The following is a 16767-nucleotide window of genomic DNA, read 5'->3' as shown; positions in this document are numbered from 1 at the left end:
ACCTTGAACTGGATCACCAACTACGTCCGTCCACGCATCAACTCGATGTTGGGACGCCGCGAAGTCCCGGAAAACCTCTGGATCAAGTGCCCCGAGACGGGCGAAATGGTTTTTCATAAGGATCTCGAAGACAATAAGTGGGTCATTCCTGCCTCTGGCTACCATATGAAAATGCCGGCCAAGGCGCGTCTGATCGATCTTTTCGATAACGGCGAATACGAAGCGTTCCCGCAGCCGAAGGTCGCTCAGGACCCGCTAAAATTTCGCGACTCTAAAAAATATAGCGATCGCCTGAAGGACAGCCGCGTGAAGACCGAGCAGGAAGACACGATCCTGTCCGGTCTCGGAAAAGTCCACGGTCTGAAGGTGGTTGCCATTGTTCATGAGTTCAATTTCATGGGCGGTTCCTTGGGGATTGCTGCCGGCGAAGCTATCGTGAAGGCATTTGAACGTGCGATTTCCGAAAAGTGCCCGGTTGTCATGTTCCCGGCATCAGGCGGCGCCCGCATGCAGGAAGGCATCCTGTCACTGATGCAGTTGCCGCGCACCACCGTTGCCGTCGATATGCTCAAGGAAGCCGGCTTGCCCTACATCGTGGTGCTCACAAATCCGACCACCGGTGGTGTCACGGCGTCTTACGCCATGCTGGGCGATATCCATTTGGCCGAGCCAGGTGCTGAAATCTGCTTTGCAGGTAAGCGAGTCATCGAGCAGACGATCCGCGAAAAATTACCGGAAGGCTTCCAAACGTCTGAATATCTCCTTGAGCACGGCATGGTGGACATGGTGGTCAAGCGTCACGATATTCCCGAGACGCTGGCGCGCCTTCTCAAGATTGCAATGAAGAAGCCAGCCTCTGCAGCAAATGATGCAGCAAGCCCACCCGTTGCAATAGCCGCGAGCGCTTAAGCGGGCCAAACCAAATCCGAGGGATCTATGGCGGTCAGAAACGAACAAGGTGTGAGCGAAGCAGACCGCGAGATTGAAAAGCTGATGTCCCTCCATCCGAAAGGTTTCGACCTCTCGCTTGAGCGGATTACGCGGCTTCTTGAGAAACTCGGCAATCCGCATTTAAAGATGCCTCCGATTATCCATGTCGCAGGCACCAACGGCAAAGGGTCGACGACGGCCTTTTGCCGTGCGGTTCTGGAGGCAGGCGGTCACAGCGTCCATGTTCATACGTCGCCTCATCTCGTGAACTGGCATGAGCGCTACCGCATCGGTGTTCCTGGCGGAGCGGGCAGGCTCGTTGAGGATGCCGTATTTGCGGAAGCTATTCGCAGAGTAGCCGCTGCCAATGACGGACAGAAGATTACTGTTTTCGAGATTCTGACGGCTGTTGCTTTCATCCTGTTTTCGGAGCACCCCGCCGATGCCGTTGTTCTTGAAGTTGGCCTCGGTGGTCGTTTCGATGCAACCAACGTCATACCCAGTCCCGCTGTTTCAGTAATCATGCCAATTTCCCTCGATCATCAGCCATACCTTGGTGATCGGGTTGAACTGATTGCGGCTGAAAAGGCGGGTATCATGAAGTCCGGTCATCCTGTTGTGATCGGCCAGCAGCCTTATGATGCTGCACTTGACGTCCTGATGTCGACAGCAGAACGCCTGCGGTGTCCGACGGCGATCTATGGGCAGGACTTCCTGGCGCATGAGGAATATGGCCGGCTCGTCTACCAGGACGAATACGGACTTGCCGATCTTCCGCTGCCGCGGCTTCCGGGCCGCCATCAATATTCCAACGCAGCAGCGGCTATTCGCGCAGTGAAGGCGGCAGGGTTCAACGTCACTGAGCATATGATGGAAAAAGCGATGGGATCGGTCGAATGGCCGGGCCGTTTGCAGAAATTGTTCGAGGGACAACTGGCAGCTCGTGCGCCGAAGGGAGCCGAGATCTGGATTGATGGAGGACATAATCCAGGCGCTGGTGAAGTCATCGCCGAGGCAATTGCCAATTTCGAGGAAAAGTCGCCGCGCCCCCTCTACCTGATCACCGGCATGATCAACACGAAGGATCCTATCGGATACTTCAGAGCATTTAAGGGGCTCGCTGAGAAAGTCTACTGCGTTCCCGTAAACAACAGCGATGCGACGATCGACCCGGTCGTCCTTGCCAATGCCGCCTACGATGCGGGGCTCGTGGCCGAACCCATGTCGTCGGTCGGAGAGGCCTTGGACCTGATCGCCAGCCACATGAATGTTGGAGACGCTCCACCGCGCATCTTGATTGGCGGATCGCTTTATCTCGTTGGTGAAGTCCTTGCAGAGAATGGCACCCCGCCAAAATAAAAACCCGGCAGATGCCGGGTTCTTGATGACGCTTGGTCTTTAGCAAACCAATTTAGGCAGCTGTTGAAATCCAGTTTGACAAAGCTGTCTTCGGCTTCGCTCCAACGGAAATATCCTTGACTTCGCCGCCCTTGAAAATGGCAAGGGTGGGAATGGAACGCACGCCGAACTGGGCGGCCAGTTCAGGATTTTCATCAATGTTGAGCTTGGCAACCTTGACCTTGCCCTGCATTTCAACCGCGATTTCTTCGAGGCTAGGCGCAATCATCTTGCAAGGACCGCACCACTCAGCCCAAAAATCGACAACGACGGGCTCTGCGGATTCAAGAACTTCCGATTGGAAGTTGTTCATGTCGACGGTGACGGTAGCCATCAGGCTGCTCCTTTGTCGGAATTGTGTTGCCAAGAATGTGGGATGCTAAACCCTAATTTTCAACTTTTCTATTTCATTTTGCGCCAAGGCGAGCAAGGGCCGCTGTAAGAGCCATGTCGCTGAGATGAAAGATGCTGCCGTTCTGTGTATAAACCAGCAGGCATTGCACCAGCTTATCCGGGTAAAGCGCTTCGAGCACGCGACGATATACTGCCATCTGAGCAATATGGGAAAAAGCAATATCGCTTTCTTTTAAAGGTGCACTGCGGTTTGTCTTGTAGTCGAGAAGCACGACCCGGTCCTCCAAGGCAGTGAGCCGATCGACCCGGCCGGAGATGGCAAATTGGGTACCGTCCAAATCCAGCGTGCCCATGATGGACACTTCGGCCTGCGAGTGCCCGGAGAAGAATGGTTGCAGAAGGTTAGCCTGCAGAAGCGTAAGAATCGTGCTTTTAAGGCTTTGCTTTTCGCTCTTCGGCCAAAATCCCGCGGCGCGCTCGATGTACCGGCTCGCAGCAGCATCTTGCTCTTCCCGAGGCAGATCCGGCAGGATTTGCAGCATCCGGTGTATCAGCCGTCCCCTTTGTAAGGCAAAGCTGCTGCCATGGCCCTTATCGAAAAGCGGCGACACAAAAACGGTATCATCCGCTTCGTCATCGACCATGGTGCCTGCACCGGAAGGGCTGAGCGGACGCGGCAATTGCCTTTGCGGCGGTAATGGCCGTCCGAGCGCTGATGGAAGATCGCTTTGGAAATCGGCTTCGGTCTCTTCCTCAAAGCGCTCAAAGGTCAAACCCATGGAAGGTGTGCGCCAGCTAAATCCTTCCCATTCGCCGTCGGGGCCATGAAAGCGCGCCGGCGCAACATGAGGATGCCCGCTGCTCAAGGCTTTCGAAATCATCGTATGCCAGTTGTCGGTGGCGGCGCGGCTTCCACGGTAACCACAGACGATCAAACGGTCGGCAGCCCGCGTCATGGCCACATAAAGAAGGCGCCGATACTCATCTTCCGCCAATGATCGGATGCGCTCCCCATCCTTTTCCGTGATCGCATTTCCGAGATCGCCGAGCGGTACCCATACAGGGGTCGGCGGTTCATCATGTCCGCTCTTGATCAGCCGTAGTTTCGGCATATGCGAGGAAGAAAACGCCTTGGCACCGCCATCCACCAAAAAGACGACAGGTGCTTCCAGGCCCTTGGAGGCATGTACCGTCATGATCCGGACTTCGTTGCGATCCTTGTCCTGTTCGCGCTTTACCTCTGGCGCTTCAAGCTCCAGCGTTGAAATGAAAGATTGCAGCCCCGGCAGCCCGTTGGTCTCATGATCAAGGGTGAAGGTCAGGAATTCGTCGATGATGTCGCTGACCTCGGTTCCCAGCCTACCAAGGAACTTGCGCCGGCCGCCGTGAAGCCCAAGGACACGGCTGTAGAAATCGTGCACCGAATACTGCTTGGACTGGCTTATGAATGTCCGAAGTGCGCCAACGACGATTGCATAGTGTGGTAATATCTGCGCTGCGGTCTGTAAGCGCTCCCAAAGGCTTTCCGTCTCTTCTCGCTTGGCAGCAAGTTCAAAGAGATCATCCTCCGTCAGATCGAAGAGCGGACTTTTTAAAAGACAAGCGAGTGAGAGGTCGTCCTTTGGTAGCAAGACGAAGCGACCGAGTGCCATGAGATCCTGAATAGCAATATGGCTTGTGAGGACCAAGCGGTCTGCACCGGCCACCGGTATGTCGCGGCCGCGATGCTTCAAAGCGCGTGTAAGTGCTGTCACGAACGAGTCGCGCTTTCGCACGAGCACCAGAATATCGCCAGGTTCTATCCTTCGCTCCCGACCCTTTTCAACGACCGTTTCCCGGCCGACGAGCGTCGCGATGGTGTCGGCAATTCGCCTTGCCAGAACGGCCGGCGGCGCTGTTTCCGGCGTAGCATCGAAGGGGGCCGTCCAGTCTTCATCCTTGATGGTCTCGGCTGGCGCAATCATTTCCCAAAGGTCCACGGCGCCTGGATGACCGATACGGCTTGAACGATGGACCACCGGCTCGGCTTGTGCGCTCAATCCGCGGGCGTTCTCGTTGCTACTGAAAATATGGTCGACGGCAGCCAGCACGTCCGCTGTTGAACGAAACGACAAGGGAAGGCGTACAGAGGAGAAAAGCTGCCCCCCGGAAGACACGCGTCGCTGTGTCCGCATGCTTTCTTCGGAAAACCGCTCTGGTCTGGCACCTTGGAAAGAGTAGATCGACTGCTTTTCATCTCCAACGGCGAAAAGGGTGCGGAGCGTGGTCCGCGCGCTCTCCCCGGAGAAAAAATCCTCTGCAAGAGATTGTATAACTTCCCATTGAATGGGGCTGGTGTCTTGCGCTTCGTCCACGAGGATGTGGTCGATGCCTTGGTCCAGCTTATAATGGATCCATGGTCCGACGCCGGATTTCGTCAGAAGGTCGGCGGTTCGAGTGATCAAATCCTCGAAGTCCAGCTGGCTTCTCTGCTTTTTTAACGCGTCATAATCCCGGTTCAAACGCTCTGCAAGGATGAGGGCCGCTCGGGTTGCTTCAAACATTCGTACGACTTTGAGTCTGTCGCGGCAGGCTGCAACATGCGCGCGCGCGGCATCGACGGCCTCTGCCAACACAGGCGAATGGGCAAGCATGGCTTTGGCAAGAAACTCGCGATCCGACTTTGGCCGTCCGTCCTGAGTGAGGAAAATTCGCTCCAGAAGCCGGACCCGCTCGACAACGTCTGTTTGGCCGACGACGGATCGTAGGTTTGCGGCAACCTCTTGCGGCTTTGCCCCGCCCTTGTCTGCTGCAACATCGAGATAAAGCTGTAGCATGGGTCCTTGAAGACCGGGCAGCGGCCAGTATCTCGCTGCCATAGTTGCTTCACTGTCGGTAGGCGACAGATCAAGCCTTGCCCGCAAAACGTGCTCGGTACCACCTCTGGCGGCGGAATAGGCAAGAAAGCGCTGAATTGCATTACGTTGTGCAACTATGTCGGCAAGAAGTCCCTCGAGGCCGGCTTCATCGGCGAGGTTGAGAATGTGCGAAAAGGCTTCGGATAGCTGGCTATCGTCCTCTGTGGTCGCGGTCAGTAACCGTCGTCTTGCCTCTGTCAGCAAGGTGGAGGCAGCGCGATCATCCAGCACGGAAAAATGCCCGGCAACATTGGCCTCTAGCGGAAACTGATGCAGCAATGCCTCGCAAAATGCGTGGATCGTTTGGATCTTCAGTCCGCCAGGTGTTTCAAGCGCCTTTGCAAAAAGCCGGCGCGCCTCGGCTAGCTTTATCCGATCAGGCTGCGCGCCTTCGATGGCGGCGATGCGCTGACTGAGCGCCTCATCATCGAGTACAGCCCAATCCGCCAAACGTTGGAATACGCGGTTGGACATCTCCGATGCCGCAGCCTTCGTATAGGTAAGGCACAGGATTGCTGATGGGCGTGCGCCTGCCAGAAGAAGGCGTATGACGCGTTGCGTCAGAACATGGGTTTTGCCGGACCCGGCATTGGCAGATACCCATGCGGAACGCTTCGGGTCCGATGCGATGGTCTGCTGGATCGTGGTCCAGCTGACCCACTCACGCGGTTCATCGCTTTCGGGAAGGGGAAAAACGTCATTCATTGACATCATCCTCGCTTTCCGCGGTCGACCATTCCGCGACACGCGCCAGATGGTCGTATTCTCCGCCATACTCGAATTGCTTTGCCGGGATGAGCCGGGACGTGAAGCCGCGCTCTCCAGATTGGAGAAGCAATACGAACTTTACGAGTTGTTCGATGGCGGCTGCGGCAAGCTCCGCGGCAGAACGCGCGGTTTCAGACCGTTTGGTCGCCTCGTTGTTGACGATATCGACCTGGAAACGCGTGCCGGGCCGGAGGCGGACATAGAGGAGATCCTGCGGCGCCTGCTTTCCAACACTGCGGAAAGCGCCGCCTTGCAAGGCCGCGGCCTCCAAAGGAACTTGCGGGTCGAGCAGTGCGCGCGCTTGGGCGGGCGAGGGGTTATAGCCGGTCTTGTAATCGATGATGTCCGCGCCGCCGCTCTTCTTGAGATCAATCCTGTCAGCTACGCCGCGAAGCTGAATATCGACAGGTTCCAGCACGATGCTGCCGCGAACTTCGGTAACGGTTTTGACGATGTCGTTCCGCCGTTCCGCCTCCCAATGAAGGAAAGCCCGCGCCACCTCGCGAAAGCGCGGCCGCCAGATCGCATCGATATGGGCCGGAAGCTGCTCCATATCGAAAAGCTCTGAGAGAATAAGATGCATCGCTTCTTCAGCGTCTGGCGTACCCGCCTTATGCCCTTCGCGGATGAAGCGATCGATAATGGCGTGATAAAGCGTTCCGCGTTCGGCGGCGCCAGGATCTCGATTGAAGGGTTCAACCGCATCGAGCCGCAAAATACGACGCGCATAAATCGCATAGGGATCGCGCCGCAGGCGTCCGACCTCACTGAAGGAGTAAGACTGGGGTTGTAGCTCGCGCGGGGGACGCGGTGCCGGTCTTTCGGCTGAGGCCTGTGCGGCGCCTTGATCAATCAGCTTGGCCCATTGAAGATATTGTTCGCCGCGCTTTTTTAGACCGGCCTCGAAATCTTTGCCGCCAAAGGCGAGAAGGCGCTGCAGCCAGCGGGACGCAACAGTCGGGGTCGCGCCTTGCCGCAAGGCGCGGGAGTAGATCAGTTGCGCCGACCCGCTTGCCATCTCGAAGTCATGTGCCAGCTGGCCGATCCGTCGTTCCGGCGGCTCGAGGCCGATCTCGGTTTTCATCATGCGGGAGACGAAGGGATTGTTCGTCGTCTGGCCTGGCCAGCTTCCCTCATTCAGACCGCCTAGAATGATCGTATTAACGCTTTGAAGGCGCGCTTCGAGCGTTCCGAAGATAAAGACGCGGGGGTGGCTCAACGCCTGTGGCTTCACGCTGCGGCCGGTCGTCAAAGCCAACATGATATCGATCCACTCCGGCCCCGTCGCCTCGATCTGGCCGTCGGTATCGATGACCTCGCCGAGCAGGCTGGCAAGCTCGCTGCCTGCCTCATTCCCCCATAAGCTCAAAAGATTGCCGGTCTCGTCGCGCGTCAGGGCTTCCAGCGCCCGGCCGGTTCGCTCCGCCCAATCTGCAAGCGTCAATGTCGGCAAAGAGCCGTTGTCGGCATCGGGCAACGAGGCCAAGATGAGAGGCGAAAGCCCGTCGGAAATGGCTTTGGTCAACAGGCGTGCGCTGTCTACAGCGTCGGCCGGCAGCGACCGACGCCAATGAGGCAGATGGCGGTCCGTCGCCATCTCCGTCATCTGGCGCTCAAGCAGCCCCTCCAGACCGCCGATATGGACGCTGGCGACGCCCCCGCGCAAGGCGAGTACCTCAAGCGCTTCGACAGCTTCCCTGACCATGTCGACCGGCATGCCGAGCCGCGTCAGCGGGTGTTTCAGGAGACTGGCAATCGCGACCGGATCGCCAGCGCGCAAGGCAGCCTCGAGGAGCAGCCGAAGAATTTCCCCCTGCGGCGTGGAGGCAAGCGGGGACCCTGCAGAATCATCGGCGAAGATGCCATAGCGCGCGAGTTCCGCTTTGACCCGGCGGGCAAGGTTTCGGTCAGGCGTAATCAGCGCGACCTGGCTGTCTGAACCCTGTCCCGGCTGCTCCAAGGCCAGACGCATGGCAATGGCGATGGCTGTCGCTTCTTCGCGCTCGTTCGACGCCTCGATCAAGCACACATTATCGAAGCCTTCCTCAAGGGCATCCTTGGGAAGATCCTCTCGCCAAATGCTCCAAGCTGATGTTGCCTGTGCAGGCGCAAGCGCCCGCGCGATGACGTTGGATCGCATCGCCATTTTTGAAGCTGGCAAAGCGAGCGGCTCGACATCCCTGCGCTTGATCTTCAGTCTCTCCAAGAGGCGCATCAGTCCATATTGAGGATGGCTTCTGCTGGCCGGATCGGTGCGCAAAGCCGGGTCCTCGTCCGATGCCAGCATTGCCCATACCTCGTCTGGCATGGTGAGGTCGAGGCCAGGCAACACGATGACGCCTTCCGGTATTTGCGCGACAGCGGCCATCAGATCCGCCGTTGCCGGCATCGAGCCGGTCGACCCTGCAATGATCATCGGCCCGGAATGGCGGGTTGTCGCGAGGCGGCGCGCCTCAGCTCGAAGGATGGCATTGCGATGACGAGCAGGAGATGATCGTCCGAGTTCCTCGAGGCGCGCTGGCCAAAATGCACTGGCGATCTGCAGGAATTCTGCGGTGAGCTGCCACCACATCGCATGGTCCTGAGCCTTCAGCTTTTCCAGGTCCTTCCAGTTCCCGTCTTCCGTTTCCACGGCGTCGATAAGTTCTGCAAGGCTCCGAGCAAGCCAGATCGCATCAGCAGGGCTGGCAGGCGCGACAAGGGGCGAATCATCATGAATGCTGCGGACGATGTCAGGCAATCGGTTCCGCCAAGCGAGAATCAGCTTCGCAAGCTCAAGCAGACGGGCCGTGTTTGGCAGCGGCTGAGCAAGATCGAGTTGCGCAGGCAAAGCTTCATCGAAGTAACCGCTGTCGTCATCCGTTTCGCCAAGGGGGCGAATCAGCGGCAAAATAGCCGAGCGCCCGCCCAGAAGATCCACGAATTCGGAGCGAAGCACGCGCACGGCACGGCGGGTTGGCAGATAGATCGTGACCTTCGCGAGCGAGAGGGGATCACTGCCGTCATAGTGGAACGAGGGGATGAGGCTTCCGTTGCAAAGCGTTTCGGCCAGCGTCTTCAAAAAGGGCAAGCCGGGATGGATTGTCAGAACACGTGGTCTGTGACGCTCCGCCATCCCTTACGAAAGTCCTCCAAAGCGGTGAATGGTTGTCTCCGCCTGCTCTATAGCCTCAGGCGTGCCGACCGTGATCCAATGCCCCCTTAGCTTTGTGCCGAGGAGGCGGCGCTTCGCAATGACCTTATCGAAATAGATATTGAGGTTGAATGGTCCATTCGGCGCATCATCGAGCAGGGCTGGGTGAAGCGCGATCGCGCCGGCATAGACGACCGGATCGGGATCGCCCTCTTGATAGCGCGTGAGCACACCATCGGCATCCATGTTGAAATCGAGTTTGCCGTTATGGCCGGTCGTATCGGCGTTATCGACGCAGAGCATTGCCATATCCATGCGCGCCGCATCGTAGAATCCGGCTAAATAATCAAGATTGTTCCACTTGTGCTCTTGTTCTCCGATCCAGAAGAGATCGGCATTCATGACCAGAGTCGGCTCTCGCGCCAGAAGCTTCAAGCCCTTTGCCAAACCGCCGCCGGAATTCATCAAGCCATCCCGTTCATCGGATATGATGATCTCGGCATCGCGATAGTTCTGAAGATGCTCGAGCATCTGTTCGGCAAAGTGATGGATATTGACGACGATCCGCTCGACGCCCGCCTTGACCAGTGCATCCAATGCGTAATCGATCAACGGCTTTCCGCTGATTTTGACGAGCGGTTTGGGAAGAGTATCGGTGATCGGCCGCATGCGTGTGCCAAGACCCGCCGCAAGCACCATTCCCTGTTTTATGGTCATTTGATTGTTATACGTCGTTGAATTCGATGCCTACCTGTATGCACCAGTTTCGCAAAGGTGCAAGGGCTGGGTGGTTCAACGTGTCTTTGAGATAGGCAAGAGTCCGCGGCATGTGTCTGAGATAGCCGCTTTTCCCATCCCGTTGGGTCAGACGCACCCATATGCCGACGAGCTTGCAATTGCGCTGCGCTGCCATGATTGACCAGCTTTCCATGAAAGCTGCTTCGTCGAAGGACGCATTGGCCCGTCGAAGGGTCAAATAGTCCTGCATCAAAACTTGGGAAAGTCGTCGGTCAATCGTTACTCTTGCGTCCTGGACGAGCGAAGCGACGTCATAAGAGGTCGGACCGATCATGGCGTCCTGGAAGTCGATGAGGCCGATACGGCCAATTCCCTGTCGATGATCCTGCCAGAGGATATTTGGCGAATGATAGTCGCGCAGCAGGAGATTCTTTTCGGCAGTTTCAAGACGGTCGATCAACCTGTCCCAGATATCGAGATAGGCATTGCGTTCATCGTCGGTAACGGGAGCGCCATTGCGCAGCCATGGCAGATACCAGTCGACCAGAAGCCGCACCTCCATCTTCATCGCCGTCCGATCAAAGTCCGGGATATGATGAATGTGTGTTTCGCCGGTCGTGATGTCGCGGGGAAATGGCAGGGCGTGCAGATGCGCAAGGCACGCAATGCCAGCACGATACCGTTCCTCGATCGGCATGCCGTTCTCGTCGAGAACACCATTGCCCCCAAGATCTTCGACGAGCAGAATTCCCTTTTCGTAATCGACGTTGTAGATGGCCGGCGCCGTAAAACCTCTTGCACGCAGCTCCGTCGCAATGGCGACAAACGGATAAGCATTCTCTGCCAGATGTGCGACCTTTGGATAAGGTTTGCCATCGAGCACCGCTGGCCCATCCTTCAAAGGCGGCCAATCCATCAGGATCATCCGCTGACCCTTTGCATAAATGGCTTCGTAAGCGCGTAAAGATGCGTCGCCTGTCAGAAAACGGCGATTCGCCTCGCTATAGCCCGCTTTCGTCAAAAAGCTGCGAATGGAGAAAACGCGTTGGATACGCTCGAGCTGGCGCCCGGCGGCTTCGATCGCCGCACGGCGTCCGCTGCCCTGGTGCTCCAGCCTCAGGATAATTCTGTCCGCGGGTAGGGCATCGCCCCCCATCTCCGGCCATTCGACAACACAGATCCCGTTTTGCAATGCCTCATCGAAGCCGAGTTCGTCCAATTCCGAAGCATCCGAGAGGCGGTAGAGATCAAAATGCGCAATCGGGATCCGCAGATCGTAGCTTTGGATGAGGGTAAAGGTCGGGCTTGGGACCTCAAGCGCTTCGTCCTCGGCCATGGCGCGGATAAGCGCCCGGGCAAGCGATGATTTTCCCGCACCAAGATCGCCTGATAGCGCCAGGCAATCGCCGACGCGAAGCGCCAGCGCCAGATCTTCGCCAAGCTGATCCGTTGCAGCTGCGTCCTTGAGGTCGACCGTGATCGTGATTTTTTCTGACGTCATTCAGCAGCGATGGAATGCGGTATGTCGCCCGAGGGAATCCGGCAAACGACCGTTGTTCCGCGACCAGGTTGGCTATCGATGGATACGCTTCCATGGTGCAGGCTGACGAAGCTGTCGACGATGGAAAGGCCAAGTCCCGCACCGCCACGTTTGCCGCTGCGCGCCCCGCTTGCGAATCGATCGAAGACAGTGGCGATCATTTCTCCCGACATGCCGGGCCCACGATCGGTTACCGAGAACACAAAGTCTCTGCCCTCGCGGCGGCAAACCAGGGAAATAGCAGCGCCCTCAGGGGAAAAATTAGCTGCATTGGCAAGAAGTTTGACGAGGATCTGCTTCAGTCGCTGCGGATCGGCCACCAGCGACCCAAGGTCGGCTGAGGCGATGATTTCCAGCGTCACATTGCTTTCCTGAAGGCGGTCGGCAATTTGAATGGAGACGTCGTCGATCAGCTCGTTCAGCTCGATCTCGGCATAGTTCAGCCGCATGATGCCGGCATCGACCGTTGCAAGATCAAGAATATCGTTGACGAGCGTCAGAAGAACAGAAGAGGAAGTGGAGATATGTTCGACATATTCCATCTGCCGATCATTCAAGGTGCCGAGGCTGGGCGTGCGCAGAAGATCCGTAAAGCCAATGATATTGGTCAGCGGCGAACGCAGCTCGTAAGAGACGTGCTGCACGAAGTCGTTCTTCAACTGGTCGGCGCGGCGCAACGCCTCGTTCTTCTCCGTTAGGGCACGCTCTGCCCTCACGCTGTCCGTCATATTGACGAAGGTGAGCATGGTCTGGGCATTCGGCAACGGAATGACCGCGTAATCCAGCACAAGACCGGACAGAAGTTCAAGCGTCCCCTGGCTTGAGCGACGCTCATCTTCGAAGCTGGTGATCTGTTCGGCAAAGGCCGCCCAGCCATCAGGCCCCTCATAGGACTGAGAGCAGGCGGCGCCCAGCGCACGGATGTGCGTTCCGGGTTTGGCTTGTGCTTCGGTAATGGCCCACAAAGCTCGGAACGCCGGGTTGGACAGCCGGATACGACCATCCGCACCGAAAACCGCAACGCCTTCCGACAAATGGTCAATCGTTTCGCCCTGCACCTTGACGAGGGTATTGTACCGGGTTTCGAGATCGACCTGTTCTGTCAGATTCTCGAATACCCATGTTGCGCCACCCTGTGGATGCGCGGTCGCAAAGACGCGCAAGGTTTGGCCGTTCGGAAGGTGCCAGAGATCAGTCTGGGTATCGAGCGCCCGGTAAACAGCAAGTGCCGTCTCTTTCCAGGTTTTCCAGCTCAATTGGTCCGGCAGCTTCTTGGCAGCGCGCAGGCGTTCCAAAAGTTCTGCATTATCTGGCTTGCTTTCCAAGAAGCCGATATCGAGGCCCCAAAGTGTGACGAAGGCCTGGTTATAGAACTGCAGGCGGCGTTCACCGTCGAAGATTGCAACGGGCGTAGCAAGATGATCGAGCGTTTCCGCATGACTCTTCAGCGTTCGCTCGAGCTCGGCCCTGACGGCTTCGACATCGGAAACATTGACGGCAATTCCTGCCGAGCCATCTGCGACGTTGACGTTGACGACGTCATAAAAGGTGCGATTGCCGCGAACGACGGTCGAAATCCGTTCATGGAACGGCTTTTCGGCCGCTGCGCTGGAACGCATACGCTCGCGAACGGCTGTCGTCAGCAACTCGCGTCCGTCTTCGACGGCTTCCTGTGTGGAAACGGCTTCGACCGCATGCCCATAAGCAGCGTTTACCCAGGTGAGACGACCCGATTGGTCGCAGCGCCACGCAGGCAGATCAAGCGCATTTAACATGCTCTCGAAAGCATCGATCGACGACAGGAGGCGATCGCGTTCGATCTTGAGTTCCGCAAGCTCGGCGCGCAAATTGTTGAGGGCCACGAAGCGCACGAAAGCGCGCCCGCCTGAAATGCGTCCCTGCGCTTCCAAGATCTCGTCCCGGAAGGTAGCGACCACCATATCGAAGCTCTCGGCGCGATCGCGCAGCCGGGCTATCGCCTTGTCGAGTTGGCCTGCCGAGTCCGGCTTCAGCCATTTTCCGAATGCGAGAAAGTCATGATCGCTCGGTGCACCCGTCTCCGGTGGCAGATGGCCCAGCATCTCGGGTTTATCATCGCCGTTCCAGATGACGATCCGGCGATTTTTATCAGCAATCAGCGCTTCATATTGGGAAATCCGCTGACGAGCATCCGAAAGCGCTGTCTTGATGTCGCGGGTTTCCGTTTCGAGGTTGCCACGTTGACGAACCACCCAGAGTGTGGAGAGCAGAGCGGCAGAAATGGCGCCAAGCGCGATCGAGAAGCCGGCGACCTGGCTTGAGGTAAACAGATGCGTGGTCGCTATAGTCTCGCCCGTCGCCGCCCGGCACATAGCGGGCGCAATGAAGAAGCCGATAGCAGTTCCCGCCGCGCAAAACCGCGACCATGGCTTTAGCAGCCGCTGCGCCAAACGCGCGCGGCTCGTCAACTGCCAAGGATAACGCCCCGTCTTTGAAAGCGCGGAAAGGAAGCCGTAGCGTTCACTTCCCGCCTTTGAAAGCAGGCAAATTTTTGTTTCCGACATGCGCGGTATGTCTCCGTCCCTTAATGTGCCGCATCACGACAAGACATCCCATTTTCGTACAACGAGGGCTCCGAAGTTACGAATCGAGTACCAAAACAATACTTCGGAAGGCGTTTTGCGGAAAGAGACAGGGCCAAAAATAAGGGCGTCGCGCTTGTCAACGCGACGCCCATCAAGATGTTGTGGATAGTTTCTGGATAATTAATATCTGTAGTGTTCTGGCTTGAACGGACCTTGTGGCGTCACGCCAATATAGGCCGCCTGCTCTTCCGAAAGTTCCGTGAGCCTTGCGCCAAGCTTGTCGAGATGTAGCCGAGCAACCTTCTCGTCGAGATGTTTCGGCAGAACGTACACCTGGTTGGAGTACTCGCTCGGCTTTGTGAACAGCTCGATCTGCGCCAATGTCTGGTTCGTGAAGGATGCAGACATCACAAAGGATGGATGACCTGTGGCATTGCCAAGGTTCAGGAGGCGGCCTTCAGACAGGAGAATGATCCGGTTGCCCTTGGGAAACTCGATCATGTCGACTTGTGGCTTGATGTTCGTCCACTTCAGGTTGCGCAGGGAAGCAACCTGAATTTCGTTGTCGAAGTGGCCGATATTGCCAACGATCGCCATATCCTTCATCGCGCGCATATGGTCGATGCGAATGACGTCTTTGTTGCCGGTGGTCGTAACGAAGATATCGGCCGTGGAGACGACATCTTCCAGACGAACGACTTCAAAGCCATCCATGGCAGCCTGAAGCGCGCAGATCGGATCGGCTTCCGTGACCTTCACACGGGCGCCTGCGCCGGCCAGAGAAGCGGCCGAGCCCTTGCCCACATCGCCATAACCGCACACGACGGCAACCTTGCCGGCCATCATGACGTCCGTGGCGCGGCGAATGCCGTCGACGAGCGATTCCTTGCAACCATATTTGTTGTCGAACTTCGACTTGGTCACCGAGTCGTTCACGTTGATTGCCGGGAAGGGCAGAAGGCCCTTCTGGCTGAGCTGGTAAAGCCTGTTGACGCCTGTTGTCGTTTCTTCGGTCACGCCCTTGATCGCATCGCGCTGCTTCGTAAACCAGCCTGGCGAAGCGGCAAGGCGTTTTTTGATCTGAGCGAACAGGATCTCTTCTTCTTCCGAATGCGGATTGGACAGAACGTCCTCGCCGGCTTCGGCGCGTGCGCCGAGCAGGATGTACATCGTAGCGTCGCCGCCATCATCGAGAATCATGTTCGAGAAGCCGCCATCGGTCCACTGGAAGATCTTGTCGGTGTAAGTCCAGTAGTCGGTGAGCGATTCACCCTTGACAGCGTAGACCGGAATACCGGCTGCGGCGATTGCGGCTGCCGCATGGTCCTGTGTCGAGAAAATATTGCACGATGCCCAGCGGACTTCAGCACCAAGGGCGACAAGCGTTTCGATCAGCACAGCCGTCTGGATGGTCATATGCAGGGAGCCGGTGATACGTGCGCCCTTCAGCGGCTTGCTCTCGCCAAATTCGGCGCGGCAGGACATCAAGCCCGGCATTTCGGTTTCTGCAATCGAAATTTCCTTACGGCCATAGTCTGCAAGGCCGATATCGGCGATGACGTAATCTTTTTCTGTGCTCATCGATGTCTCCAGCTGAAAATCTTTTGAACCCGCGAATGCACGGGATCGATTATCGCGGCGCGCGAAAGCAGCAATGCCGACGAAAACCGCTGCACGCGGTGTATCAGTCTTGGGATCGAATGGCAATGTTGATATAAAGAAGTCTTTATATCTTTATATGGTGGTTAAATTTCTTCGCCGAACTTATTGCTAATCAGATCTTCCAAAGCGTGCAGCACTTCTTCTGCCTGGTTGCCACTAGTGGAAATGACCACAGATGTTCCAGGGCTTGCCGCCAGCATCATCAGTCCCATGATCGAGGTGCCGCCAACCGTCATGCCGTCTTTGGAGACCTCAACCGTGGCGTCGAACTTTTCGACCGTTTGCACGAATTTTGCGGATGCTCTGGCGTGGAGGCCACGCTTATTGATAATTTGGATTTCTTTTGACGTCATCGCGCGCCGCTATCCACTATTTTCCGCTTAACACGCGACTTGCAACGTTGATGTATTTGCGGCCTGCTTCGGAAGCTTCGGCCAAGGCTCTATCCATATTATTATCGCCGCGCACACCTGCCAGCTTGATCAGCATGGGAAGATTCATACCGGCGATCACTTCCGTATGACCGCTGCTCATGACTGAGATCGCAAGGTTGGATGGGGTTCCACCGAACATGTCGGTCAAAATAACGACGCCATGTCCGTCATCGGCGTCGGAAACCGCGTTGAGAATATCCTGCCGTCTTTGATCCATATCGTCTTCTGGGCCGATACAGACGGTTTCGATGAACTTTTGAGGACCAACGACATGTTCGACGGCAAGTCGAAATTCCTCAGCCAGCTTGCCATGAGTGACAAGCACTAGTCCAATCATGATTATACTGCT

Annotated in this window: 11 protein-coding genes; 2 read left to right on the top strand and 9 right to left on the bottom strand. The window is 56.9% G+C overall.

What is annotated here, in order from left to right; all coding sequences use genetic code 11:
• Window positions 1-3 precede the first annotated feature (3 nt).
• Together accD and VQ830_RS08860 are read left to right on the top strand one after the other, a co-directional pair.
• Entirely contained in the window at window positions 4-909 is a 906-nt protein-coding gene (accD, locus tag VQ830_RS08865; protein ID WP_337267738.1) for an acetyl-CoA carboxylase, carboxyltransferase subunit beta, read from the top strand.
• 27 nt (window positions 910-936) lie between these two features.
• Window positions 937-2289 (top strand): bifunctional folylpolyglutamate synthase/dihydrofolate synthase, encoded by a 1353-nt coding sequence (locus VQ830_RS08860; protein ID WP_337267737.1) that lies wholly within the window; start codon window positions 937-939, stop codon window positions 2287-2289.
• Window positions 2290-2341: 52 nt separating this feature from the next.
• Here VQ830_RS08860 and trxA read toward each other — a convergent pair whose 3' ends face one another.
• From trxA to VQ830_RS08815, 9 genes are all read right to left on the bottom strand, one after another.
• On the bottom strand, window positions 2342-2662 hold the full coding sequence (trxA, locus tag VQ830_RS08855; RefSeq protein ID WP_337267736.1) for a thioredoxin: 321 nt from the start codon (window positions 2660-2662) through the stop codon (window positions 2342-2344).
• Window positions 2663-2735: 73 nt separating this feature from the next.
• Window positions 2736-6284 carry a double-strand break repair helicase AddA gene (gene addA / locus VQ830_RS08850; RefSeq protein WP_337267735.1) on the bottom strand — a complete coding sequence of 1183 codons (3549 nt, stop codon included), beginning with the start codon at window positions 6282-6284 and terminating at the stop codon, window positions 2736-2738.
• The gene (addB, locus tag VQ830_RS08845) at window positions 6277-9462 is read right to left on the bottom strand and encodes a double-strand break repair protein AddB (RefSeq protein ID WP_337267734.1); all 3186 of its coding nucleotides are present in this window, start codon (window positions 9460-9462) and stop codon (window positions 6277-6279) included. Before addB ends, addA begins: the two co-directional genes overlap by 8 nt.
• A 3-nt stretch (window positions 9463-9465) precedes the next feature.
• Window positions 9466-10197, bottom strand: coding sequence for a nucleotidyltransferase family protein (locus tag VQ830_RS08840; protein WP_337267733.1), 732 nt, complete (start codon window positions 10195-10197; stop codon window positions 9466-9468).
• 7 nt (window positions 10198-10204) lie between these two features.
• Entirely contained in the window at window positions 10205-11719 is a 1515-nt protein-coding gene (gene tsaE / locus VQ830_RS08835; RefSeq protein WP_337267732.1) for a tRNA (adenosine(37)-N6)-threonylcarbamoyltransferase complex ATPase subunit type 1 TsaE, read from the bottom strand.
• The gene (locus VQ830_RS08830) at window positions 11716-14301 is read right to left on the bottom strand and encodes a PAS domain-containing sensor histidine kinase (protein ID WP_337267731.1); all 2586 of its coding nucleotides are present in this window, start codon (window positions 14299-14301) and stop codon (window positions 11716-11718) included. Before VQ830_RS08830 ends, tsaE begins: the two co-directional genes overlap by 4 nt.
• Before the next feature lie 201 nt (window positions 14302-14502).
• Complete coding sequence (ahcY, locus tag VQ830_RS08825) at window positions 14503-15903, bottom strand: adenosylhomocysteinase (protein WP_337267730.1); 1401 nt, start codon at window positions 15901-15903, stop codon at window positions 14503-14505.
• 164 nt (window positions 15904-16067) lie between these two features.
• Window positions 16068-16337 (bottom strand): HPr family phosphocarrier protein, encoded by a 270-nt coding sequence (locus VQ830_RS08820; RefSeq protein WP_337267729.1) that lies wholly within the window; start codon window positions 16335-16337, stop codon window positions 16068-16070.
• 16 nt (window positions 16338-16353) lie between these two features.
• Window positions 16354-16755 carry a PTS sugar transporter subunit IIA gene (locus VQ830_RS08815; RefSeq protein WP_337267728.1) on the bottom strand — a complete coding sequence of 134 codons (402 nt, stop codon included), beginning with the start codon at window positions 16753-16755 and terminating at the stop codon, window positions 16354-16356.
• Window positions 16756-16767 lie beyond the last annotated feature (12 nt).

Origin of the sequence: Oryzifoliimicrobium ureilyticum (assembly GCF_037199735.1) — a bacterium.
In the GTDB taxonomy this organism is placed as follows: Bacteria; Pseudomonadota; Alphaproteobacteria; order Rhizobiales; family Rhizobiaceae; genus Rhizobium; species Rhizobium ureilyticus.
This window is presented reverse-complemented; position numbering and strand designations above follow the sequence as displayed.